General features: G+C 33.2%; 18 protein-coding genes and 1 pseudogene. 9 read left to right on the top strand and 10 right to left on the bottom strand.

What is annotated here, in order from left to right; translation table 11 throughout:
• Window positions 1-80: 80 nt before the first annotated feature.
• Complete coding sequence (locus H3T54_RS01830; RefSeq protein WP_110447516.1) at window positions 81-557, bottom strand: hypothetical protein; 477 nt, start codon at window positions 555-557, stop codon at window positions 81-83.
• Window positions 558-1,614: 1,057 nt separating this feature from the next.
• Between H3T54_RS01830 and dsdC the strand changes: the two genes are divergently transcribed.
• Window positions 1,615-2,556: a DNA-binding transcriptional regulator DsdC gene (dsdC, locus tag H3T54_RS01825; protein ID WP_198200393.1), complete on the top strand. Its 942-nt coding sequence runs from the start codon at window positions 1,615-1,617 to the stop codon at window positions 2,554-2,556.
• A 61-nt stretch (window positions 2,557-2,617) separates the two neighbouring features.
• Here dsdC and H3T54_RS01820 read toward each other — a convergent pair whose 3' ends face one another.
• The 4 genes from H3T54_RS01820 to fdhD form a co-directional block, all read right to left on the bottom strand.
• Window positions 2,618-3,517, bottom strand: coding sequence for a DMT family transporter (locus H3T54_RS01820; RefSeq protein ID WP_198200391.1), 900 nt, complete (start codon window positions 3,515-3,517; stop codon window positions 2,618-2,620).
• A 175-nt stretch (window positions 3,518-3,692) separates the two neighbouring features.
• On the bottom strand, window positions 3,693-4,931 hold the full coding sequence (locus H3T54_RS01815) for a nucleoside permease (protein ID WP_198220595.1): 1,239 nt from the start codon (window positions 4,929-4,931) through the stop codon (window positions 3,693-3,695).
• 75 nt (window positions 4,932-5,006) lie between these two features.
• On the bottom strand, window positions 5,007-5,825 hold the full coding sequence (locus H3T54_RS01810; protein WP_198200387.1) for a purine-nucleoside phosphorylase: 819 nt from the start codon (window positions 5,823-5,825) through the stop codon (window positions 5,007-5,009).
• Between the two features lie 384 nt (window positions 5,826-6,209).
• A complete protein-coding gene (gene fdhD / locus H3T54_RS01805; RefSeq protein WP_198220593.1) occupies window positions 6,210-7,022 on the bottom strand; it encodes a formate dehydrogenase accessory sulfurtransferase FdhD in 813 nt (270 codons plus the stop codon).
• Between the two features lie 198 nt (window positions 7,023-7,220).
• On the opposite strand from fdhD, the gene H3T54_RS01800 reads away from it, so the two are divergent.
• Entirely contained in the window at window positions 7,221-7,751 is a 531-nt protein-coding gene (locus tag H3T54_RS01800; protein ID WP_086365467.1) for a DedA family protein, read from the top strand.
• Here the strand turns inward: H3T54_RS01800 and mscM are convergent.
• The 3 genes and pseudogenes from mscM to H3T54_RS01785 form a co-directional block, all read right to left on the bottom strand.
• A pseudogene (mscM, locus tag H3T54_RS01795) lies at window positions 7,748-10,279 on the bottom strand (miniconductance mechanosensitive channel MscM); the annotation flags it as partial. The gene H3T54_RS01800 and the pseudogene mscM sit on opposite strands and share 4 nt — an antisense overlap.
• 90 nt (window positions 10,280-10,369) lie before the next feature.
• Window positions 10,370-11,218 (bottom strand): archaetidylserine decarboxylase, encoded by an 849-nt coding sequence (gene asd, locus H3T54_RS01790; protein ID WP_198220589.1) that lies wholly within the window; start codon window positions 11,216-11,218, stop codon window positions 10,370-10,372.
• Between the two features lie 235 nt (window positions 11,219-11,453).
• Entirely contained in the window at window positions 11,454-12,872 is a 1,419-nt protein-coding gene (locus H3T54_RS01785) for a sodium:proton antiporter (protein ID WP_198220587.1), read from the bottom strand.
• A gap of 202 nt (window positions 12,873-13,074) precedes the next feature.
• On the opposite strand from H3T54_RS01785, the gene rlmF reads away from it, so the two are divergent.
• The 3 genes from rlmF (at window position 13,075) to H3T54_RS01770 (ending at window position 15,821) form a co-directional block, all read left to right on the top strand.
• On the top strand, window positions 13,075-14,034 hold the full coding sequence (gene rlmF / locus H3T54_RS01780) for a 23S rRNA (adenine(1618)-N(6))-methyltransferase RlmF (protein WP_110447532.1): 960 nt from the start codon (window positions 13,075-13,077) through the stop codon (window positions 14,032-14,034).
• A gap of 406 nt (window positions 14,035-14,440) precedes the next feature.
• Window positions 14,441-15,229: a siderophore-interacting protein gene (locus H3T54_RS01775; RefSeq protein ID WP_198220585.1), complete on the top strand. Its 789-nt coding sequence runs from the start codon at window positions 14,441-14,443 to the stop codon at window positions 15,227-15,229.
• A 16-nt stretch (window positions 15,230-15,245) separates the two neighbouring features.
• A complete protein-coding gene (locus H3T54_RS01770; RefSeq protein WP_198220583.1) occupies window positions 15,246-15,821 on the top strand; it encodes an ACP phosphodiesterase in 576 nt (191 codons plus the stop codon).
• Window positions 15,822-15,895: 74 nt separating this feature from the next.
• Here H3T54_RS01770 and H3T54_RS01765 read toward each other — a convergent pair whose 3' ends face one another.
• Both H3T54_RS01765 and ilvY read right to left on the bottom strand, forming a co-directional pair.
• Window positions 15,896-17,947 (bottom strand): 3-hydroxybutyrate oligomer hydrolase family protein, encoded by a 2,052-nt coding sequence (locus H3T54_RS01765; RefSeq protein WP_198220581.1) that lies wholly within the window; start codon window positions 17,945-17,947, stop codon window positions 15,896-15,898.
• 63 nt (window positions 17,948-18,010) lie between these two features.
• Window positions 18,011-18,913, bottom strand: a complete 903-nt coding sequence (gene ilvY / locus H3T54_RS01760; RefSeq protein WP_198220579.1) for an HTH-type transcriptional activator IlvY — start codon at window positions 18,911-18,913, stop codon at window positions 18,011-18,013.
• 199 nt (window positions 18,914-19,112) lie between these two features.
• On the opposite strand from ilvY, the gene prfC reads away from it, so the two are divergent.
• The 4 genes from prfC (at window position 19,113) to aroA (ending at window position 26,207) form a co-directional block, all read left to right on the top strand.
• The gene (prfC, locus tag H3T54_RS01755) at window positions 19,113-20,705 is read left to right on the top strand and encodes a peptide chain release factor 3 (RefSeq protein WP_198220577.1); all 1,593 of its coding nucleotides are present in this window, start codon (window positions 19,113-19,115) and stop codon (window positions 20,703-20,705) included.
• A gap of 338 nt (window positions 20,706-21,043) precedes the next feature.
• Window positions 21,044-23,923, top strand: coding sequence for a pitrilysin (gene ptrA / locus H3T54_RS01750; protein WP_198220575.1), 2,880 nt, complete (start codon window positions 21,044-21,046; stop codon window positions 23,921-23,923).
• Between the two features lie 100 nt (window positions 23,924-24,023).
• On the top strand, window positions 24,024-24,896 hold the full coding sequence (locus tag H3T54_RS01745; RefSeq protein ID WP_110447539.1) for a helix-turn-helix domain-containing protein: 873 nt from the start codon (window positions 24,024-24,026) through the stop codon (window positions 24,894-24,896).
• Window positions 24,897-24,923: 27 nt separating this feature from the next.
• Window positions 24,924-26,207, top strand: a complete 1,284-nt coding sequence (aroA, locus tag H3T54_RS01740; RefSeq protein WP_370527340.1) for a 3-phosphoshikimate 1-carboxyvinyltransferase — start codon at window positions 24,924-24,926, stop codon at window positions 26,205-26,207.
• Window position 26,208: the final 1 nt, after the last annotated feature.

The following is a 26,208-nucleotide window of genomic DNA, read 5'->3' as shown; positions in this document are numbered from 1 at the left end:
ATTATTTAGAAGGTTAAAATAAAAAATCTACAGTATGTCAATACTGTAGATTTTGCCTTATTAATTATTGTTAAGTTTTTTTAGTCATCCCAAAGCATAATAGTATTATCCTCAGTTAAGACTAAAGGTGGAGCGAAAAGGTAATCTTTAAATCTAGTTGGTAGCGATTGAACATTGTTCAAGTTAAATTGTATTTCAGGGTAAAACTTCGCAAATTCCTTTAAACGTTCATTTAGCAATTTCTTTACTCTATTTGATTCTTTGGCAATTAATATCTCGTCTTTTAACATGCCAATTTGCTTTTTATGATGTTCTGATTCAAATATTTCTTGAAAAATAAAAGAAAAACCTGACTTGTTATTATTTTGTTTATCATCATGATATTCCCTATATTCAGAATGGTGAAGTTTCAATTCCTTAATACGTAAACCAATAACTTCATCAATATGATCTGTATAATCATTTAATGTTGGGTCAAGATACGCTAAGGTTTTATGCTCAGGTATAGCATCATTGCTATGCACCAAGGTAAATAATGGTTTTTTATATGTCTTCATTCTGTAACTTCCTTTTAATTCAGGGTAAAAATAGAACAATAAATTTGACAACTAAACAGCGTTAATACTCATTATTGTCAAGGCATATCTGTTTAACTTTATGCTTACACATATAAAACAACTAATACTTTTACTATACTGCTATTTACAACTGACTATTAAAACTAATGATTTAATAAAAAATCATCTTGTTACGATATAAATAAGACTAACATGCTATTTGATAGCTTGTTTTAAACCTACTATTTTGTTGTGCCTCCTGTAATGTTATATAAATATTTATTAATAAAAATCTTTAGTTAATATTTACTATATCTAACGGAGATATAGTAATAATTATATAGCTATACTTGATTGGTTTAAGATAAATTAAATAAATCTTAATATGCTTGTTTATTTAGTTATTAATCTATAATAATAAACTGCATGTCTTAGGATGGTGATTTAGATTTGAGATATATTGATACCTCGAATTCCAATCACTGGTTGATATAAGTCCATTTTAGAAGTATCAAATCTTCTGGAAAATGTTTACTAAAAAAGGATAGACTTTATTAAGTTATCATATCGGACTTAATTTTTATGTTATTACGCTATTAAAAATATCTTTTGAAAAACAACTTATTCTTATTCTTGTCAAAGCAACGCTAATCATTCTTAATTGAGAATATCAATAATAATATTGAGACGATCAATAAACTTTTCAATACCTACAGATAACATTACTTCATTTGTGTCATTTTACTAAATGTACTAAATAACAAAATATATCAACCACGGTAAAGACTTTATTTTATAGATGCTAAAACTTATAAAAAATATAGATTACTTTTCTTTGCTATTTTTGATAACACTATACTTTTTTATGCTAATAGATACTAGTATTTTTTATGTTTTTTGTCCAGTATTTGACAAATGATCTATTATTAACTTTGCATGAGCTAAATTGTTGCAACATTATCTTTACGTAAAACTGATAAAAAACAGTGGCTTTCTGAATGGTAATAGATTAGATTAGTAAGATGATCTTGTATGGTGTTCTTTGGAATCACTGTAAATGAATAGTGAAGATAAAGTGTCAAATAGTAGCCGTTTTATTAACCGTTATCAGTTATCAAAGTTACATACATTTGAGTCTGCTGCTCGCCATTTATCTTTTGCTTCCGCCGCAGAAGAGCTCTGTATTAGTCCAAGTGCTGTAAGTCATCAAATCAACAAACTGGAAGAAGAACTGAATTTTAAATTATTTAACCGATTTCATCGAAGGATAACTTTGACCAATGATGGTAAAAATTTATTTGCAGTGGTTAAGAAGTCATTAAGTATTTTAAATCAAGAAATTGTTGATATTAAAAATAAAGATGTTACCGGTGCTATTACTATCTATTCTTGTCCATCTTTTATTCAAGAATGTTTGATTCCAAAGTTATCGCAATTTACGGAATCTTACCCCTATATCATTTTGAATATGATATCAGGCAATACCCCAATTAATTTTAACCAATATCCAGTTGATTTAGCAATCTATTATGATTCTTTGCATTATGATGAATTAGATTGTGAACATTTAATTAGTGAAACACTTATTCCAGTATGTACCCCTGATTATGCTAAGCAATTTAATCTATATAATAATATCGAAAATTTAAAAAAATGTACTTTATTACATTATAACACAGGCGATATGTTAGATTTTAGTTTTGATGAATGGCAAACATGGGCAAATTACTTTTCGTTATCTTTTGATTTTATTAAGATGCAAAATTTGCTATTCGATCGTTCAGACCATGTTGTTGCTGCAGCAATCAATAATGCTGGTATTGCTATAGGTAGAAAACAGACTCTCAAGAAATATCTAGAATCTGGGAAACTGATTGCCCCTTTTTTAGATATGGAAGCACCATGTGCACAGCGTTATTATATTTGCCGATCACATGAAAGATATAATCCTAAAATAGATGTTTTTGTGCAATGGCTTAAAAGCCATATACAAGAATAATTATGATTCAGACAATTAAGTGCAGTAATTCTATTACTACACTTAATACATTGTAGGATTATTATTTTTTTAGGTGTTTTAAATTAGGTAAGGCAATGGCCAACAAAATAATGATCACTCCAATCCATTGGTTGAAATATACCGATTCTCTCAAATAGAAATAAGAGCATGTTACTGCAACGGGAAGTTCTGCTGCTGATAGAATAGCACTTAATGAAATGCCAATTTTTGGAATACCTACCGAGAATAAAAACGGTGGTAAGACAGTTCCTAATAATGCCAGTAAAAAACCTAATTGGTAAATTTTATCATCAATACTGAATTCAAAGAAAAATAGTGGTGGAAAAATAATAAAGGTGACAATACAAGCTCCGGTTATCATGAGTGCACTTTTTTCTAATTTTGGTAATTCGTTACCAATATTGCTACTAGTGGTAATAAAGAGCGAATACATTAATGCTGCTAAAAAACCAAATAAACATCCAGTTAAATTCAACTTAATGGTTTGATTGAATATACCTGCGGCTAAACAACTACCAATGATAATTGTAATGATTGTTACTAACTGAATAGGCGTTGGTTTATTTTTAAAAATAACAAAATCAATAATGACACTTATCCATAAATATTGCATAAGCAAAATAATAGCAATAGATGCAGGAACCAATTGCACGCATTGATAATAACAAATCCCAACTAAGCCTGGAAATATACCAACGGCACACATATGCCATTTTTTAGTTGAGCTTTTTTTGTGTTTATTCGTTACTTTATTTTTATTGGTGGCTTTTACTATAAAATGGATCCCCCATAGTATCAGCATACCAAAGAAACATTGAACTCCAGTCACTTGGCCTAGTGTATAACCTGATTTATAAGCGGTCTTTACAATAGAAGAGAGAACGCCGAAGCTACAAGCGCCTAAAAAAACTAATAAACCACCTAAAAATTTTTCTTTCATAGCTAAATCTCATTACTTTTAAAACTATATGTGTCGTCAATTATTGGCACATAAAAATTATAACCAACAAGAAATATCCTGTGGCTTTATGTCACTATTTTTACGGTATGGGAATACTCAAAAAAACAGAGGATAAATAAGGGATGAGTTATCCCTTATTTATATTGATAAGTTATTACTTCGCAGATTCGGTTTTATGTTGATCATAGTTAAAGGTAAAATAAAACACTATACCTAAAACTAATGCATAAGCTGCAAAACTTAACCATATTGAGTGCCAATCTTTTAATCCATCATGTGTATTGATATCAACCACAATACCACTAATAAATGAACCTATAATCGCACCGATACCATTAACCATGGTCATAAATAACCCTTGGGCACTAGCGCGTATATTAGCATTAACTTCTTTTTCAATAAAGATGGATCCTGAGATATTAAAGAAGTCAAATGCACAACCATATACAATCATTGATAGCATCAATAATACAAAACCAAATGGTGTTGGATCACCATAGGCAAAGAAGCCAAATCTAAGTGTCCAGGCAATTAAGCTGATCATGATGACTTTCTTTATGCCAAATTTATTAAGAAAATATGGAATAGTCAAAATAAAAGCAACTTCTGCCATTTGCGAAACAGATAACAATATTGCTGGATGTTGGACAATTATGCTGTCTTGAAATTCGGCAATTTTGCCAAAATCTTTCAAAAACGCACCACCAAAGGTATTAGTGATTTGTAATATAGCACCTAACAACATCGAAAACAGAAAAAATATTAACATTACTGGTTTTTTAAATAACACAAATGCATCTAAACCTAAACGTGAAATCCATGATTGTTGTTGGTTTTTGGTGATTTCAATATTAGGTAATGTCGCACTATAGATCACCAGAATAACGGAGGCCGCACAAGCAATATAGAGCTGAGCATTGCTTATATCGAATTTTAGTAAACTGATGGTCCACATTGCGATAATAAAACCTACCGTTCCAAAAACGCGGATTTTTGGAAAAACCGTAACAGTGTCTAAATTACTCCTATCTAAACAGTGATAACTTAATGAATTAGATAATGCTATAGTTGGCATAAAAGCCATTGCATTAACCAGCATCACCCAATACAGTTGATTTGGTGTTGTTACTGAGGCTGCATAAAATAACGCAATAGCACAAATAGTATGACAAAGCATAAATAAGTATTTAGGTGGAATAAATTTATCCGCAATAATACCAATAATAAACGGCATAATTAATGCAGCAAAGCCTTTAGTACTGTAAACCAAACCAACGTCATAACCAGAAAAATTTAACGTGTTGATCAAATAAATACCAAAAGTCGTTAACCAGCTTCCCCAAATAAAATATTGGAAAAACATCATGACTTGTAATCTATGTTTTATGTTCATTATTTATATCCAAAATAAAGTGAACTGCTAGTATAAAATTATAAAAAATTACTTTTTAGAATTACCTATTAAAAACTAAAAACGAGCAATTGTTTTAGTAATCAATTGTAAGAAAGTTGATTTAACTCGTTCAGCGGTTTCAATAACTTCTTCATGACCTAAAGGTTGATCTAAAATGCCACAAGCCATATTGGTTAAACATGAGATTCCGATGGTTTTAATACCTGAATGATGAGCAATGATTGCTTCTGGCACGGTTGACATACCAACAGCATCAGCACCTAATACTCTGATCATTCTAATTTCTGCTGGCGTTTCATAAGTCGGGCCAGTCCACCATGCATAAACACCTTGTTGTAACGTGATATTAAGTTCTTTAGCTACTTCGCTAACAGTTGTGCGTAATTGTTTATTGTATACTTCGCTTACATCAAGAAAACGTACACCTAATTCAGGATTATTCGGCCCCATTAATGGGTTATTAGCGGTTAAGTTAATGTGATCTGTAATTATCATTAAATCACCCGGTTTAAAGCTGGTATTAACCGCACCACAGGCATTAGTAATGATAAGTTTTTCTACGCCAAGCATTTTCATTACCCGAACAGGGAAGGTAACTTGATCCAATGAAAAACCTTCGTAGTAATGAAAACGCCCTTTCATGGCAACAACGGTTTTATCGCCACAGTTACCAATAACTAATTCATTAGCATGACCGACAGCAGCAGATTTGGCAAAATGAGGGATATTGTCATAAGGAATATGTACTGCATCTTCAAGAGTATCGGCAAAAGGGCCTAAACCAGATCCAAGTATAATTCCAATTGTAGGTTTTTTATCTGTTTGTTGTTGAATATAGTTTACTGCTTGTTGTATATCTGCTGTTTGATGCATGACTCTATCCTTTCAAATTTTAGTATACGCTTAATTGATAACACGATTAAAAATCATTATTTAAGAAACTTTTTTACTAATGATTTAATTTTGAATTCAAAAAAATCATTATGATTATTAATCAGTTATGTGAAATTATTTATAATATCAATAACTGACAATTGATTAAAATTAGAACAATCATTTAAAAAATAATATATAATAAAAACAAAGTTGTTCTTATTTTCGGCGTATATTATGATGATCTTCGATAAATAAAGAAAGATATGAAATAATATATATTGAATTAAATTTATTTTTATATTAAAAATCAATAAATTGAATGGTTAATTATTTTATTGGTTATGTAAAATAATTGTTTAGTCTGAATTTATTATTGATAGCCTATTTCTCAGTGATTCGTTCACTATCGGTATAAATTACTCCTTGGGTGTTTCTAAAAAAACCAACTAAAGTTAAATTACTTTGTTTGGCTAGTTCAATTGCCATTGTCGTTGCTGCTGATACGGCAAATAGAATTTCTACACCACTACGAGCTGTTTTTTGTACCATTTCATAACTAGCTCGGCTTGAAACAAGAATTATTCCTTGTATGTTTTGCTTAGTTTCTTGTTGTATTTTTGCTCGATAACCTAACAATTTATCTAATGCAACATGTCTGCCGATATCTTCAAATCCAGCAATAAAATTACCAGTTAAATCCAACCATACAGCCGCATGCGTACAACCGGTTTGTCCCCCTACAGTTTGAACTTGCGTTAGATAATCAAGGGCATGATGAAAATCAGATAAACAGATTTTATCGTTTGATAATAGAGGCTGAGTAAATTGACAGACTTGCTCTATTTGTTCTGTGCCACAAATACCACAACCAGTACGACCGGCTAAATTGCGACGCTTTTCTTTTAATTGCATAAACCGTCTTGACGATAGTTCAATATGGACTTCAGTACCTTGTACTGTTTCAATAATATCAATGCTATAAATTTCACTAACTGATTCTATAATTTTTTCAGTTAATGAAAAACCAATAGCAAAATAATTAAGATCTTTTGGGGTTGCCATCATGACGACATGAGAAATACCATTATAAATTAGTGCCACTGGCTTTTCTGTGGCTACGGTATCATCTTCTGATGGTTGCAATTGACCATGTTTAAATTTATTTACATTAAAGTTTTTAATGCCCACTGTCATGGTTTATCTCGTAATAATTGTATGACTGAATCTAGCTATTATTTTAAATATAATAACTTAGCTTAGTATCAATAAAAAGCCCAATATTTAGATTAGTTGATTTTGTAAGATTCTACCAATGGTTAATCCCATTAGAATTATCATATATTTGTTGTGTTAGAATAAAGCCTATCCAAAATGATTATGCGAGGCAACTTTATGTCATTAAATGAAATTACGCATACGATTATGCAGTTTATTGAAACTCATCAAGTGTGGTCTCTGCCAATTATTTTTTTATTAGCATTTGGTGAGTCATTGGCTATCATTTCTTTACTTGTTCCTGCTACAGCAATTTTATTAGGAGCCGGAGCTTTGATTGGAACTGGGGTGATTTCGTTTGTTCCTGTTTTGATTGCTGCATCATGCGGGGCTATCATCGGAGATCTAATATCTTATTGGTTAGGCAAACATTATCATCAACAGGTGATTGCTTCATGGCCATTGAATAAATATCCGAAAATAGTGTTTCGTGCTGAACAGTTTTTTCAGCGTTATGGGACTTTTGGGGTGTTTATTGGACGATTTTTTGGCCCTTTACGAGCCGTCGTTCCTTTGATAGCAGGTACCATGCATATGCCAGCAACAAAATTCAATATTGCTAATGTGGCTTCTGCTCCTATTTGGGCATTTGTCCTTTTGGCACCGGGAGCTTTTGGGGTGCCATGGTTAGAAACAATTTTTGGCTAAACTGTGCCAATACTGTAACTTCGGCGGCCACTTTTACGACCAAGCGCTTCTAAGTTCGTTTGTAGTGGTGGAAATGGTAAGGTCAAGTTATGACGTCGATAAGCATCTAAAATGAGTTTATGTATGGCACTGCGTAGTTTCATTCGATGTCCCATTTCTGCCGCAAATACGCGTAATTCAAACAGTTGAATTCCTTCTTGAATATCAACTAAAAAGACTTGTGGTTCTGGATCGTTAAGTACAAATTCACACTCTTCACAAGCTTGTTGTAAAAGTTTCATAACCAGTTCACTATCTGCATCAATGGTTGCTGGTATGGTTAATACTATACGAGTTATTGAATCGGATAGGGACCAGTTGACTAATTGTTCTGTGATAAACGCCTTATTAGGCATGACAATTTCTTTACGATCCCAATCGACAATTGTAATAGCTCGTGTACTAATTTTAGTGATATTACCGGTTAAATCTCGAATCGTAACGGTATCACCAATCCGCACTGGTTTTTCAAACAAAATAATTAAACCGGAAATAAAATTAGCAAAGATCTCTTGTAGACCAAAACCTAGACCAACACCTAGTGCTGCAATTAACCACTGAATTTTTGCCCAATCTATACCAATGAATGAAAAAGCAATCATACAACCTATCATCAAAATAATGTACTTCGATACCGTTGTAATCGCATACCCAGTACCCGGCGCTAAATCTAAATGTTGTAAAATGCCTAACTCAAGTAATGCAGGTAAATTTTTAACCAATTGAACAGTAATGGTCATGACTAAAATAGCGATACATACCGCACCAAGCGTGATATGTTGTTCAATCTCAGTACCATTGATAATGGTACTTGTACCCCAAAGCTTTATATTATTCATAAAGGCAAAAGCCGAATGAAGTTCCGACCAAAGTAAGATCATACTGATTAATGCTATAAGCATAATAATTGATCTGACTAATTGTAATGATTGGGCACTAATCGCATCTAAATCGATAATAGGTTCATCAACACTATCATTGATTGAGTTTATATCTTCTTCGATGCCTTTGGCGCGTTGCATACGCTCTAATCGGCGTTGTTTAGTCCGTTCGAATTCAATACGACGTTTTTGTATCCACATCCAACGGCGAATCATAAAATAGATAACTAACAAGCCAAACCAGATTATGACTGAGGCTTCTAATCTGCCTAATAAAACTTCTGCCGTCGATAAATAACCTAAACAAGCAGCAATAATAGCTAGCCATGGTGCACTTAATAGCATAAACCACAAAATATGACTTAATACGTTATCACCCGAACCTTTCTTATCAATATAAAGAGGAACGCCAGCTCGATGAATTGAGTTAGTCATAAACACTAAAGCAAAACAGAGGATAATAAATGCTATACGACCGATAGTTGCAGCAAATTGGCGATTACTAAACTGATCAAAACTCATCACAACGACAACTAATGGAATCACGACCCAAACAGATAGTTGATAGTATTTCATTGCGTGACGAACATTTTGTTTTGCCCAACCAAAGTGAGTAATAAATAATCCATTTGGAGATGCAAAGTGTGCCGTAATGATGAATACCCACAAAATAGGCGCTGCGGCATTGACACCATAACCTAAAGCAACTGCGACAGGGTAATCCCAATTAATTTGTAGCGCATAACCCAATGCTGCCCACAAGATAGGTACAGGTAATGCCATTATCAATGAAAAAATAATGACTTTTAAAGTTAAAGAATAATTATCTTGAGTGACTTTGCCGACTCGAGTAGCTGATTTATTTAAGAATGTGTTGTATTTGCCTCGCATTTTAAAATGCACATATACAAACATTATCGATAATACTAAAAAGAATAGTGGTTTTGGGGCACTAAGCACTTCTAAACAAGCATTGTAGAGTTGTGATAGCGTATCAATTGAAACGGTGATATACACAACATCTTTAGCTAAGTCTAAAGGAAAACTAAGTGAAATAGGGTTAACATCAGCAACCCAAAAGAAGTAACGATGAGCGGCATCATTAACTTCATCGATAGCATTGGTTAATTGATTATTGGAAATTTTTAATTTAGTTAATTCAAGAATCGTGGTATCAGTTCCTGAAATTAATGTTTTAAGTAGTTCACTTTGTTCGCGTAACAATCGTCGATATTGACTGGCTGATTTAAGATTACTTAAAGCAACGCTTAGTGTTGGATAATTTTCTAAGCCATTTAAGGTATTTGAATAATTAAGTTGTTGTACTTTCGCCTCAGCGATTTCTGCATCAAGTGGTTGTGACTTAGGTTTTTCTGGTAATCGCAATAGTTGTTGGCGCAAAGTTTCACCTAGGGCGGTTGAAAAACTTAACCATTCGCCTTGTTCAGCAAGCGTGGCAAGGGTATTTTGGACATGTGAAATTTGGGTATTAATATTATTTTGTTCATTAATGATGCTGGTTAAATGTGATTTTTGGTACTCCATATTCTGACGAAGATCTTCATTTTTTTCATCAAGTTTAGTGATCACTTCTGCAAGTTGATCTTCATTATCAATAACAGGTATTGATTCTTCAGCTACAGCAAAGCATGAAATAGCAAGTAATATCCAACACAAAAAACCACGCATCAACATAGATTAGATCCTTTCTGCTAGTTTTTGACCTACTCGGGTAATATCACCATGTTTTAGATGGCTATCAAATTCAACAGCGTTGGAGGCAAATAAGGTGATAACGGTTGAGCCTAATTTAAAGCATCCCATATCTTGGCCTTTTACTAAGTTAACTTCACCAGCATAAGTCCAACGTTTCATCACTCCATCACGAGGTGGTGTAATTATACCAGCCCAATTTAATTCAATACTACCAACGATAGTCGCGCCTACCATAATTTGAGCCATTGGTCCAAATTCAGTTTCAAATAAACAAATTACTCGTTCATTTCGGGCAAAAATATTTGGAATGGTTTCAGTTGTCGCTTTGTTAACTGAAAATAGAGAGCCTGGTACATAAATCATTTCACGTAATATACCATCACAAGGCATATGAAAACGATGATAGTTTTTAGGTGATAAATAAGTGGTAGTAAAAGAGCCATTTTTAAAAAACTTTATCATATCCGGATGACAAGCAAGTAAAGATTCTAATGAGTAAAAATGGCCTTTAGCTTGTAATAATAAATTATCTTGAATATTACCGAATTGACTAATTACACCATCTGCTGGCATGACAATTGAACTTGCCGCAGGATCAATAGGTCTCGCATCTTCATTGAGTTCACGAGCAAAAAAATCGTTAAATGTTGGATAATCTTTAGCATCAGTTAACTTCGCTTCACTTAGATCAATTTTGTATAGCTTACAAAAACCAATAATCATCCATGTTGTGACTTTTCCTAAACGTTTGTTGGCTAACCAACCAAATATAACTGTTAATAACTGTTTAGGTAAAAGATACTGAATTATTGCTTTTAATTGATTTAACATAAATAGCTCTCAATTTATTTACTAAATGAACCATTATATCAATATTTATTATGAAAGTATAAAAACACCACCTTTGTTCTTATTTTGTGGTACAGATCACAAGCATTTTAAAAATTTTGCCAAACTTATTTTGCAATAAGCATTAAAGCAAAAACTAATATTTAGTATTAAGTTTTGATGAAAATCTAAGTGATTTTTTATTACTTATGTTGAACAGGATTTCTGTTTATCCTATTCAAAACAATACAAAAAATACCAAATTATCAATAATAAATATTGGAATTAAAACTCCTATTGACCATTTCATATAACCAAAAAAGCTTGGCATATTAATTTTATGTTGTGTGGCAATACTTTTAACCATAAAGTTAGGTGCATTACCAATGTAACTTAATGCGCCCATAAATACAGAACCCATTGAAATTGCCAATAGTGTGTCTGCATAAGTGGTCATTAATGTAGTTGCATTACCCGAAGCTAAATTAAAAAACACCAGATAAGTTGGTGCATTATCTAAAAATCCTGACAATGATCCCGATAACCAAAAATACATACTGTTTATTGGTGTGGCTTGTTCACTGGTGACCAATGATACTACAGAACTCAAAGCACCGTCATTGCCGGCACGCAAAATTGCCAGAACGGGCACTATAGTAATAAAGATACCAATAAACAATTTGGCAACTTCTTTGATTGGATCCCAATTAAATTCATTGCCAGCTCGTACTTGCTTTGGCGTGATCAGTATTGAAAGAATCGTTATAGCAATAAAAAGGCCATCACGAACTAGATTTTCTAATTCAATTTGCGATCCTAATAGCGTGAAGTTTATCGCTGGATGCCAAATGCCAGATAAAAGCACACTAGCAATTATCGCCATTAGCAAGCCGATATTTTTTAGACCGTATAATTTAACTGCTTCTGAACTATGGGAAAGAGTAATATTGCCATATTGCTTACAATAATAATATCTATCGATAAAATAATAAATAATGAGTAATAAACCGGATGTCAAAATAACTGGCAATAACATTTGTTTAACAGTCCAGAAAAAATCCACTCCTTTTAAAAAACCAATAAATAATGGTGGATCACCTAACGGCGTCAAACCACCACCAATATTGGCGACTAAAAAGATAAAGAAAATTACTGTGTGGACTGAATGGTGTCGTTGCCGATTAGCTCGCAGTATTGGCCGAATCATTAACATAGCTGCGCCAGTTGTTCCCATAATTGAAGCTAATACCACACCAATGGCTAATAAAATAACATTTGATTTTGGCGTACTTATTTTATCACTTTTGATAAGAATACCACCAGAAACAGTGAACAATGCCAAAAGTAATAATATAAAGGGGATATACTCTTCAATAATGGCATGAGCTGTTAATTGAATTGTGGTAGATAAACCAAAAGAAAATAACGCAGAGCCTAGAAATAGTAACGACCAAACCAGAACAATTTTGCCATAATGATGATGCCACAGCCGTGCTAGAAATAATGGGCATAATGCGATAGAAAGCAAAATTCCAACAAATGGGATAGCCCAAAATAACGATAACTCCTGCCCATTAAACTCGCTTGCATGCAGTTGAAAAGAGATTAGCATTAAACTAATAAATGGTATTATTGATAATTTGGATAGACGTTTCATTGCGTTATTATGTGAATTAAAAGTGGCAGATTATAACAAATCCACAGTTAATTTTCGAATTAGTTACACTTAAATAAATTTTAGTTTAACAGTAATAAAAAATTTGAGGAAAGGGGTTTTTACTATCTAAAAGCTTTGGCTATTTTCGCATATTTGTGTAAAAAGGCTATAATGGCCGGCAATTTTTCATATTGGATTATTCATGCAGACAACATCGCCAACAATTAACAAAGATGTTTTACATCATCGTAATAAGCATATTAATGGCTACCCATTTGATTTACTTATTAAAACTTTACCAGCATTATCTAATTTTGTTAAACCTAACCAATATGGCTGGGTAACGATTGATTTTTCTAATCCTATTGCCGTGAAGATGCTAAATAAAGCACTTTTATTGCACTATTATCAACTCTCTTATTGGGATATTCCAGACGATTACCTATGCCCTCCAATACCAGGTCGAGCAGATTATATCCACTATTTGGCTGATTTATTAGCTCAAGATAATCAGAATAATATCCCTAAGGGTAAGAGAATTAGCATTTTAGATATTGGGGTTGGTGCAAATGCCATTTATCCGATTATTGGCTGTGCTGAGTATGGTTGGTCATTTGTTGGCAGTGATATCAATCCAACATCATTCAAGGTTGCGTCGTTAATAGCAAAATCTAATGAATTATTAAAAAATAGCCTACAATGTCGTTTACAACCCAACAGTGATGCTATTTTTGAAAATATCATTAAACCGAAAGAATTTTACTTGGCAACTTTATGCAATCCTCCTTTTCATAATTCAAAGCAACAGGCTCAAGCGAGTGCTTATACAAAACTACAAAAATTGGGTAAATTAAGTTCAGAAAAAGATCAAGTTATACTTAATTTTGGTGGACAACATGCTGAACTTTGGTGCAAAGGAGGAGAAAGTGCATTTATAACCAAAATAATTGCCGAAAGTGTTAACTATAAAACACAATGCCTATGGTTTACTTCGTTGGTTTCGAAAAAAGAATCACTGACAAACATAAAAAAACAGTTAAAAAAATCATCTGTAACTGAATACAAAATTATTCCTATGGCTCAAGGTCAAAAAATAAGCCGTTTTGTTGCGTGGACGTTTTTTGATCGAGAACAACGACAAAAGCAGATCAAAAAATTTTGAGGAAAGGGGTTTTTATGTAATAGCTTAATAACGATATCGTTAATTAACTATAAATTAACTTACACTTCCATAGTCAAAATTAATAGTATTAGATATTTTTTGAGAATATTAAGTTCTATATGATATTTATCTCACTGAAGGCCGATATAATAATTTTGAGTTTTAGCAGTATTATTCTTATTTAGTGATTCTGGTTTTTGAATTCTGTTTAGATTAACGAAAATTAGTTTAATGATCTGTATTATCTAATCTATTAATCATATTTAATCTTTAACTTTACTTCCTTAATTCTGACAATAAACGATATTAATTATTTTGATTATTTTCTTATTTAAAAAATATCCTAATCTAATCTATTTTTTGTTGTATGATGTTTCTGTTATATCAGCAATATAAGGATCATCACATGCAAGAGAAACCAAGAAAAGCAATTATTAATGCGCTATTAACAGTTATCAAAGTTGAACAGTTATCCCGTAGTTTTTTACGTTTGCATTTTAGCTGTGATAAACCATTGATGGTCAATCCGCGTTGGATTTGTCCTCATTTAAAATTACTCTTTGCTGATCCTTTGACTGGTGAAATTACTTTCCCACAATTAGATGAAAATAATAAAATCATGGTCAGTGATCGAATTCGCCAATTAGCACGTAGTTATAGCATTCGTGGGTATGATGAATCCACTAATCAACTAATAATTGATTTTGCTATTCATTCTCAAGGATTAGCGACGGTTTGGGCTCAAAAGGCCAAAATAGGTGATCAAGTTGGTATTGTAGGTACTGCTGGTAAATTAGAATTTGATAATCAATTTTTAGTTTTGATGGGCGATATTTCCGCAGTGCCGAGTATCTGTTATACGCTTGAAAATTTGCCCAGTTCTCAAACAGCATTAGCTTTTATTGAAGTTAATCACAGAACGGATATTGTAGGCCTACCAATCAACAAAAATGTAACAGTTCAATGGTTCGTTAAGGATTTAAATTCTCCTAATCAATTAGTTGAAGCGGTGATGAACATCGATTTGAGTGGTCAAGATAATATATTGTTTTGGGGGGGAATGGAAAGATCATTAGCACAACAATTACGTCATTCAATCAAAGATAAATATCTCAATTTAGAACCTAATGCTATTCAGATCACCAGTTATTGGCGAGAGGGATTTGCGGAGGGAGAATTTAAACATCGTGATTGATTGTTGGTAGAACGTTGTGAATATTCTTGCGCATTTACATTTAGCAACCATTGCCAATAGCTCGCTAATTGGCAATACTGTTGCTGATTTTGTAAAAGGTGATCCTTATCAGCAATTTCCAACTGAGATAGCTGATGGCATTATGTTGCACCGAAAAATTGATAGCTTTACTGATAGCTTTCCTACTGTTAAACAAGCAAAAATGTTGTTTCGAAATAGTCATCAACGTGTTGCTCCAATAACGCTTGATATTGTTTGGGATCATTTTTTATCAAAGTATTGGCATGATTTTGGTTCAACTCAAACTTTATCATCATTTAATATTATGACTAGAAGGTATATCCAGCCTTATATCACAAGTTATCCTTCAGATTATCAACATTTTATGAATGCGATGTGGCAAGAATCATGGTTAGAAAATTATGCTTCAATAGATTTTATTGCGAAAGTATTGAAAGGTATGGCTCAGCGAAGACCAAAACTTTATTTATTGCAAGAAACCATTATTGATATTAAACAAAACTATAGTGCATTAGAATCACATTTTTTTGATTTATATCCGAAAATATGTACAGGTATAAAATCGGTATAAGCTTATGAGATAATAGTTATCGAATAATTTAACTACATAAATTTATTCGATAACCATTAAAAAGTTGGATAGTTTTATTTAGGTAAACTGATTTTTCTATCTTCAATTATAATCAAGTTACTGCTATCCGGTTTTTGTGCTATTGGTACCAAGTTTTCAAGTGTTGCTTGCGGAGCTTGGCTAATGCTGCCACCTCTTGGCTTAGTACGAATTACCTGACTTTCAGGTAATGTAGTATTGTTAGTTAGATTGGCCCATAACCATTCGATGGCATCTTCACCGTAATAGTCAATAGCTAATAGCGTGTTATCAAATGGTGATTTTCCGTCGAGATAACTAGCATTTTCAACTTCGATATAACGTAGTTGCGATTCTTTTCCTTCTACTCCACTATTTAAAGCAACATACGGACGAGATGTATGATTTATTAACTGTTTGACATTATTTTGTCCATGTACAATAAACGTTTTAATTTTATTTAAATTTCCGGTTGCTTGTACTTGTTTTAGTCCATCATTAACTCGTTTCTCGGTTATTTTCTCTCGTAAACAAATAGCCCCTTTAGTACCATAATCTATCTGATTTTTAATTTCAGAGCTTGAGAACCACTCTCTTCTTGGTGAATCGATATCCTTATTTGCGACAAGATCGATTGCGGTAACATCTTTATTGGCCCAAATAGGTAAATGACCATTAGATAGTGACCAGATTTCAGAGAATTTTACTTCTTTTAATGGCATTACTTCACCAAAATTATAGAGTGGATCTTGTTGCGTACTGGCAACAGAATAATCACACATGTTTTCTGTAACATCAAAGCGACCATATGAACTAATATATTGATACGGAAAAGCAATTGATTCTTTATTATAAAAATAGGGTAACTGAATTTCCATCTCTGGACGCCAACCATAACTATATAACTTTTCTAGAGCTTCTTTAGGCGTACCTTTAGTTAATAAGTTAGCCTTTTTTAGTGCATCACAGCGATTTTGCGAATAAAAATATTTTGACGCATAAGGAACATAATTGTCTGCCTTATTAGGCTCAATTGCTGGGATGGCACAAGGAATGTAAAGCGCAGCTGTAGTAGCATAATCAGGGATTGAATTATATTTGAAACTTCTTACACTAGTTCCTTCTTGTATAGTAAGTGAGGCAATCTCTGGATTGGGTTGTATTTGTGGATTAACCGCAACAATACCATTAATGGTTCCGATCTTATCTAATTCACCCGCATTCAAGGCTGCACTAGCACCATCTTCGGCACCATAGATCAATATCAATGTATTATAGCTGGTAAAGTTTCGAGTATTTGTGGCTGAAAATCTATCATTAATTTCATAAAGTGCAAATTCAATTGACTGTAAAACATATTTGCCCCAATTATGTTCAGGGTTCTGTTTTGAGTGTAACTGTTTAACAGCATATCTATTGGGGTAATTTTTTATAAAATTTTCTCTATTTTTGATCTTAGGATTAAATAATAGATTATCTTTTGCAATTTTTCCTTCTATAGTAAAGCCTTGTTGACTACTAATATCATAAATACCATTGCCCAATCCTTTATCATTATAAACTACTGCACAATTGTGTTTTAATCCCCAAAGCCCGCGAATTTGTATATCTTTGGCGTTATATAAACCGTCATAATTGCTAGCTGGAATGGCAACAATACATGGTTTTTTCTTATCAAAATCAACGGGAATTTGTAATAGAACACCGACATTTCCTTCTTTAATTGTCGCTAAAATTTCGGTGCCGGCTATTTTTCCGTCGAACAATGGTGACAAGTTTTGCTGTCTAAATCCAAATAATTGACCTTCACCGGTTTTTGTATCAATAAAGCGATTTAATTTAGCTTGACGGAGCTCACGAGTTGTTGGATTATCAGGATCAGCAAATTTGAATTTTTGTATCATTGATGATAAAGGTGTAAAACCAATGCCGGCTGTAACTAGATCGTCGCTATCTCCATCATAGTAGTTTGAACTGTGAATAGTAATCCATTGTGGTTTTGGATTGTAGGGATTATTTTGATCAGTATAGCCAATATTTGGAATTGCAAGTATTGGTAAAAATAGTAATGATGTTAAAGTTTTTATATTTTTGATTATCAAAGTCATTACACTAACTTCCCATTTTTTAATTAACTTAGTTTTCCATATCATGGATGATAATTATATAATTTATCCGTTAGATGGTAAATTTTTGCTACCAAGAGCCCAAAAGGCTGAAATAATTTTTTCAGATAATCGCCTTTTTTGGACGCATATACCCACATCAAATGGTTCCATTAAATTGGTTGACCATTCAGTAATTCGTTCGCGAACTCTTTCTGGACTGTTTTCCATTACCACTTTTGGCAATAATGCTACACCGCATCCTAAAGCAACCATAGATACAATTGCTTCATGTCCTGCAACTGTTGCATAAATTCTAGGACTGATTATTTTTTGTTGTTTGAACCATAAATCAATTCTCTGTCGGCTGGGGCCATGTTCTGGCAAAATGAAAGGAATATTATGCCAATCTGGCGTTTTTTGATGTAATTTATCACTAAATGAGCTATTGAGCTTAGGAATTAATAAGACCATTTCGATCTCACCTAATTTTATAAATTCAACACCAGCCGGTAATTGTTTAGGTTTGCCTGCAATAGCGAGATCAGCCTGATTAGATTGAATTTTTTCAACTGCATCAGCAGCATCACCAGTAGATAGCTTAATTTCAACTAGTGGATAATGAATGCGGAAGCGATCTAATATATCAGGTAAATGACTATAGGCCGCCGTTACTGAGCAAAATAGGGTTAATTCGCCAACCAATTGTTGATCTGATTGATCTAACTCTTGCTTTAATTGTTGATGTAGATTTACAACTTGTAGAGCAAAACGTTTTACTTTTTCGCCTTCATGAGTAATTTGAACTTGTCGGTTGTCGCGTACAAATAATTGATGCCCAAATTGTTCCTCAAGGCGTTGGATTTGCCTTGAAAGCGTGGAAGGACTTACATGCATTGCATCAGCGCTCATGCCAAAATGGCATGTCTCACACAAATGTAAAAACAATTTTAGGTCACGAATATTCATATTAATGGTTATTTTCAGATATTTCTAATATTAAACACTATTATCAAATAGTGATTATATCACCATCAGTATTAAATGCCGCTATTATTCACAGATATATAAATAAGGCAAATAGCAAAATAGTCTTCTTCAATGGCAATATAGATGTAGACCTGTTAGAATACGCCATTATTTTTGCTTAGCTAAATTGATTAATTTTATGACAGAACAAGCTTATTTAGACGAAGTTAATGCTCGTCGTACTTTTGCTATTATCTCTCACCCGGATGCGGGTAAAACGACTATCACCGAAAAAGTATTGTTGTTTGGACAAGCGATTCAAACTGCGGGTACAGTTAAGGGGCGTGGTGCTAATGCTCAACACGCTAAATCAGATTGGATGGAAATGGAAAAACAACGTGGTATTTCCATCACCACATCGGTCATGCAATTTCCTTATAATGATTGTTTAGTTAACTTACTTGATACTCCTGGGCATGAGGACTTCTCTGAAGATACTTATCGAACGTTAACTGCTGTTGATAGTTGTTTAATGGTTATTGATGCTGCAAAAGGTGTCGAAGATAGAACACGTAAATTGATGGAAGTAACGCGTTTACGTAATACGCCAATTTTGACTTTTATGAATAAACTTGATCGTGATATACGTGACCCGATGGAGTTACTTGATGAAGTTGAAAATGAACTTAATATCATGTGTGCACCTATTACCTGGCCAATTGGTTGTGGTAAATTATTCAAAGGTGTCTATCATTTAGCGAAAGATGAGACCTATCTTTATCAAACAGGTAAAGGCCATACTATTCAAGAAGTTCGTATTATCAAAGGATTAGATAATCCAGAACTCGATACCACAATTGGCGATGATTTAGCACAGCAACTTCGTGATGAGCTTGAATTAGTACAAGGTGCATCAAATGAGTTTGATCTGGAAGCATTTTTATCTGGTGATTTAACTCCAGTATTTTTTGGTACTGCATTAGGAAATTTTGGTGTTGATCATATGCTTGATGGGTTGACTGCTTGGGCTCCGACGCCTCAACCTCGCCAGACCGATAAACGAGAAGTTGTAGCTACTGAAGAAAAATTTACTGGTTTTGTATTTAAGATCCAAGCCAATATGGATCCTAAACATCGTGACAGAGTTGCTTTTATGCGTATTGTATCGGGTAAATACGAGAAAGGCATGAAGTTGCGTCATGTTCGTATCGCAAAAGATGTGAATATTTCTGATGCGTTAACCTTTATGGCTGGTGATCGAGATCATGTCGAGCAAGCTTATGCTGGTGATATTATTGGTTTACATAATCATGGCACTATACAGATTGGTGATACTTTCACTCAAGGTGAAGATCTTAAATTTACCGGTATTCCTAATTTTGCCCCTGAGCTATTTCGTCGTATTCGTTTAAAAGATCCTCTTAAACAGAAACAATTATTAAAAGGTTTAGTTCAACTTTCGGAAGAAGGTGCAGTACAAGTATTCCGTCCAATTGCTAACAATGATTTAATTGTTGGAGCGGTAGGGGTGTTGCAATTTGACGTAGTTGTTACGCGTTTAAAATCTGAATACAACGTAGAAGCGATTTATGAACCAGTAAATGTAACAACGGCTCGTTGGGTTGAATGTAGTGATGCTAAGAAACTTGAAGATTTTAAACGAAAATGTGAGCAAAATTTGGCACTAGATGGTGGTGATAATCTATCTTATATTGCGCCAAGTATGGTTAATCTAAATCTAACACAAGAACGTTATCCAGATGTTGAATTTAGAAAAACACGTGAGCATTAATTGGTTACTCGGTAATTAAGATTAACAATGAGAACACTATTAATGATCTGATAATGAGGAAGGGCTATTTTTAGCCCTTTTTTATTTATTAATTTGTTGTATTTTTAATACGATAATGTTAGTTTAACCATATCTTTTAGATAATTGCTATTTTTATGCAAAATCGATTATCACTATATTGCTCTCTTCTATTAATAAAGCTGTAATTAATCATACCTTCTATATACCTTTATATTCTTGAATTTTGACTGTAATTTTGAATTCCAAATAATAAATTTTTCTTTTTCATTTATATTTATATTTCGATTATACTGTCTTTTAAATTAGGCGAGAATTCTATGAATAACATGAAAACTAAAACACTATTTATTACTGCATTAACCGTTTTTACATTTAATAGTTCATTTGCTATTGAGAATAAGCATGAACATTCTGTATTATCAAATAAAGTTCACCAAAGCGAACGAGATGATCGTCAATATGAAGTGATTGAACTTAATAATAAAATGCGAGTTTTATTAGTTTCAGATCCGAAAGCAACCAAATCACTCGGATCAATAGCATTGCCTGTTGGTTCACTATATGATCCAGTACTTCAACAAGGATTAGCTCATTACACAGAACATATGGTGCTAATGGGTTCGAAAAAGTATCCTCAACCGTCAAGCTTTACTGAGTTTTTGTCACGACATGCCGGTAACTATAATGCTACTACCAGTGGTAATCGGACTGCATTTTTCTTTGAAGTTGAAAACGGTGTGATTAATACTGCATTAGATTATTTAGCTGATGCGATTGCTGAGCCAATTTTTGATCCTAAATTTGCTGATAAAGAACGTAATGCCGTTAGTTCTGAAATGACGATGTACCGATCGAGTGATGGTTTCCGCATTCAGCAAGTTGATTCTGAAACGATTAATCCTAATCATCCAGCAGCACAATTTTCTGGAGGCAATTTAGAAACATTAAGTGATAAAGATAATAGTAAATTGCAAGATGAATTGGTTAACTTTCATGATAAATATTATTCAGCTAATATTATGGTTGGGGTTATTTATAGTAATCAATCCATTGAAAAATTAGAAAATTTGGCTGAATCTACTTATGGTCAAATTCCTAATAAAAATATTGTTGTTCCACCAATTACTAAATCTGCGATTACTCAGGAGTTTACTGGTAAAGAAATTACCATGATACCTGCTCAACCTAGAAAAATGTTGTCTCTAAAATTTCCAATCGAAAATGACATCGATAAATTTGCAGATAAAACCAATGAATACCTTATCTATTTAATAAGTAATAATAGTAAAAATACCTTAGCTGATCAGTTACAAAAACAAGGTTTGATTGAAGCTATTCAAGCAACTTGTGATAGTAAATATTATGGTAATAGTGGGACATTTAATATTAATGTCATTTTAACTGATGAAGGTTTGGCACAAAAAGACAAGGTGATTGCAGCTATATTCAATTATTTACAATTAATTGAAAAACAGGGCGTTTCAGAAGCTTATTACGATGAGATAAAAAAAGTTTTTGCTTTGTCGTTTAAGTATAAAGATGTTAACCGCGATATGTCTTATGTTGAATGGTTATCTGATCAAATGCTGCTTTATCCAGTTAAAAATGTATTAGATGCGGATTATGTTGCTGAACATTTGAATAAAGAAGCTATCATCACTCGAATCAAAAGTTTTACTCCCGATAATGCTAGAGTTTGGTTGATTGCTCCAAATCAAACCACCGATAAAACTGCATATTTTCTTAATGCGCCTTATAAGGTCGATAATATTACAGATGAATTAAAAGCAACGTGGACTAATTTAGCTAAAGATTTTTCGTTTAGTCTGCCTGAATTAAATCCTTATATTCCTGATAATTTTAGTATAATTGCACAAAATGAAGATCAGATTCAACCAGCTACATTTAGTAAACGTGGTAATCATATTCATTTTGTTAGTCGTCATTTTAGTAATGATCCTAAGGCTGTGATTGCTGTTTCTTTACGTAATAATCAGGCTTTTAAAGATGCAAAAACGTCAATTGCTTTTGAGTTACTTGATTACATAGTTAGTCGTGATTTAACTCAATTACAATTTCAAGCTGGTAATGCCGGAATGTCATTATCTACTGGCACTGATAATGGTTTAATGATAACCGCTGCTGGTTTTAATCAACATTTACCAGAAATGGTATTGGCTATTCTTAATAGTTATCGTCAAGTGACTATTGATGAACAAAGTTTAGCATTAGCTAAATCATGGTATCTGCAACGACTTGATGGGGCAGATCATTTCGAAAGTATTCGATTAGCGTCCGAGCCAGTTCTTGCATTATCTAAATTGCCGCACTATTTTGAACGAGATGAAAGACGACAAATTACAAATACTATCACTATTAGTGATGTTGAAGCTTATCGTGATAACTTGATGTCTCAATCGATACCTTACATGATTAGTTTAGGTAATATTTCAAATGAAGATTCTCTGGATCTTTATCATGCAGTACAAAAGACATTAAAACGCAATGTTGAATTTACGCCTTTGGATGATATAGCAATTAAAACTTCGTTTACAGCGAGAATCACCCAACAAGCGAAAAGTACCGATAGCGCATTGTTAATGACTTATTTCCCAACTAATTATGATCCAACTAAAAGCCAAGTAGTTGGCTATACATTAGCTAATATTATGTCACCATGGTTTTTTGATCAATTACGGAGCAATGAACAATTGGGATATCTTGTAGGTATTTTTCCATTTTTCATCGGTGAATCAGTAGGGCTGGGTTTTGCTGTGCAAACTAATCAGTGGGATCCTGCTTATCTATTACAACGTTATCAAGCCTTTTACCCAGCAATGTTAAATAAATTAGATGCGTTAACTGATGAGGATATTGAAGAGTATAAAAGAAGTATCATTGATGAACAGACAATGCCTCCGCAATCCTTAGATGAAGAGTTTGAACGTTTAATTTCAGATTATCGTTTATCTCGTTTTCAATTCGATTCTCGTGATAAAAAAATAGAACTACTTAAGAAAATCACTAAACAAGATTTAATTGATTTTTATAAAAATACCGTTATTGAACAAAAAGGTTTAGTAATAGCATCACAAGTGATAGGAAAAACGGAAAAAGAAGAAAAGCAACCGGAAGCTATCACTGACTATACTGAATTTAAAAATGCATCATCATTACAAAATGAATTATTAAAATAAAAGACTCAAGCATGTATTTAGTCTGAAATATCATTACATTAAATTGGCATTGTACCTACCATATGGTACACTGCCAAAATCCCAATAGTTTGAGTATATTATGATTACTGGATCGATTGATTATTGTGCTATCGGACAGCGATTGCGGGCTTACCGTATCGCTGCGTCTCTCAGAGCTGAAGATGTTGCAGAAAGTCTTAAAATCTCTAGAGCTGCAGTTTACCGTTTAGAAAAAGGCGAAATTGTCAAAATAGAAACACTTGAACGTTTAGCCTCATTATTAGATACTTCATTTGCTAGTTTGCTTGGCATTGACACTGAATACTATTCGAGTGGTGATGGTTTTTTTGAACGCATGCGTCAATTAGAAGAACAATCTACGCACATTTATTCCCATTTTGATCCTTTTTCTTTTCTATTAACTTCATCTGATTATCTTGCTCATTTAGGTATGATGTTAAATGAGTCGAGTGAATCCATTGCAGCGCAAAGATATGCAACATCATTATCGATTTTAAATGAGCGTAAGACACAGTTTTATCAATCTGTACCAAAAGTGATTAATCTAATCAGTTTGCGTAATGTTGAGCGATTTTTGCACATCGGTTTGGTTGGCAATTTAACTATTTCTCCAGGCAAGAAATCTGAAAGAATGTTGTTAGCTCGTAAAGAAATTTATCATTTGATCAAATTGATAGAAGATCAAGCTTATGCGCCAACAATTGCGATTACGGAACAGGCTATCCCATCCATCGCTTTTCAAATATTTTATCAAAATAAAGATGCGTTAGCATTGGCAATGAGTCCTTTTCGATTAGGTGAACTACCTAATATAACCACAGGGATTGCCTCAATAACATCTTCAGAAGATGCAATTAAACGTTATCGCCACTTATTTGATAAGTTATGGCAAAATAGTGCGAAAGATCATAAAGCAATCGATCTATTAAAAACCACCTTAGAAAATTTTTAAAGAATATTAAAATTACTAAAGAGAGTCATTATGTTATCTTTAACATTACAACCGATAAAAAAATTTAGTGGTACCATTAATTTACCTGGTTCTAAAAGTGTATCAAATCGTGCACTATTATTATCTGCACTTAGTCAAGGTAAAACAAGATTAACAAATTTACTTGATAGTGATGATGTTCGCTATATGCTTGGGGCTTTAAAAGCGTTAAACATCAAATATCATCTGTCAGATGACCGAACAATTTGTGATATAGAAGGGTTAGGCGGTAAATTACATTCGGCTCACCCATTAGAACTATTTTTAGGAAATGCCGGGACAGCTATGCGTCCTTTAGCTGCAGCACTTTGTTTAGCCGATAATAATATTGTATTAACGGGTGAACCTCGTATGAAAGAGCGTCCAATTGGTCATTTGGTGGATGCATTACGTCAAGGTGGCGCTAAAATTGATTATCTTGAAAATGAAGGTTATCCGCCACTTCATATCCATGGTGGTTTTACTGGAGGTAAGATTGCTGTAAATGGCTCAGTATCAAGTCAATTTTTGACTGCACTATTGATGGCCGCCCCTTTAGCTAGCAATGATACTGAAATTACTATTATTGGCGATCTAGTTTCTAAACCATATATTGATATTACAATAAAAATGATGGCAATGTTTGGTGTATCGGTTATCAATAATCAATATCAGACATTTGTCATTAAAGCTAATCAAACTTATCAATCGCCTGGTAGTTATTTGGTAGAAGGTGATGCCTCTTCAGCATCCTATTTCTTAGCGGCAGCAGCAATTAAAGGTGGCACTGTTCGTGTTACTGGAGTTGGTAAAAAAAGTTTACAAGGAGATACTCAATTTGCCCATGTGCTTGAAAAAATGGGTGCCAAAATAACTTGGGCTGATGATTATATTGAGTGTACTCGCGGTGAATTAAATGGTGTCGATATGGATATGAATCATATTCCTGATGCTGCGATGACAATTGCAACCACTGCACTCTTTGCTGATGGAACAACGACAATTCGAAATATTTACAATTGGCGAGTAAAAGAGACCGATCGCTTATCGGCTATGGCCAACGAATTACGTAAAGTTGGTGCTACTGTTGAAGAAGGAGAGGATTATATTACTATAACTCCTCCTGCAAAACTCAATCATGCAGAAATCAAAACTTATAATGATCATCGTATGGCTATGTGCTTCTCATTAGTTGCACTTTCTGATACGCCGGTAACTATTTTAGATCCGAAGTGTACAATGAAAACATTTCCTGATTATTTTGAACAATTTAAACGATTAAGCGAAATATAAC

The organism is Gilliamella sp. B14384G10, from assembly GCF_016101685.1.
Lineage (GTDB): Bacteria > Pseudomonadota > Gammaproteobacteria > Enterobacterales > Orbaceae > Gilliamella > Gilliamella apis_A.
The sequence above is the reverse complement of the archived record's forward strand: the minus strand, read 5'-3'. Positions and strand labels throughout refer to the sequence as shown.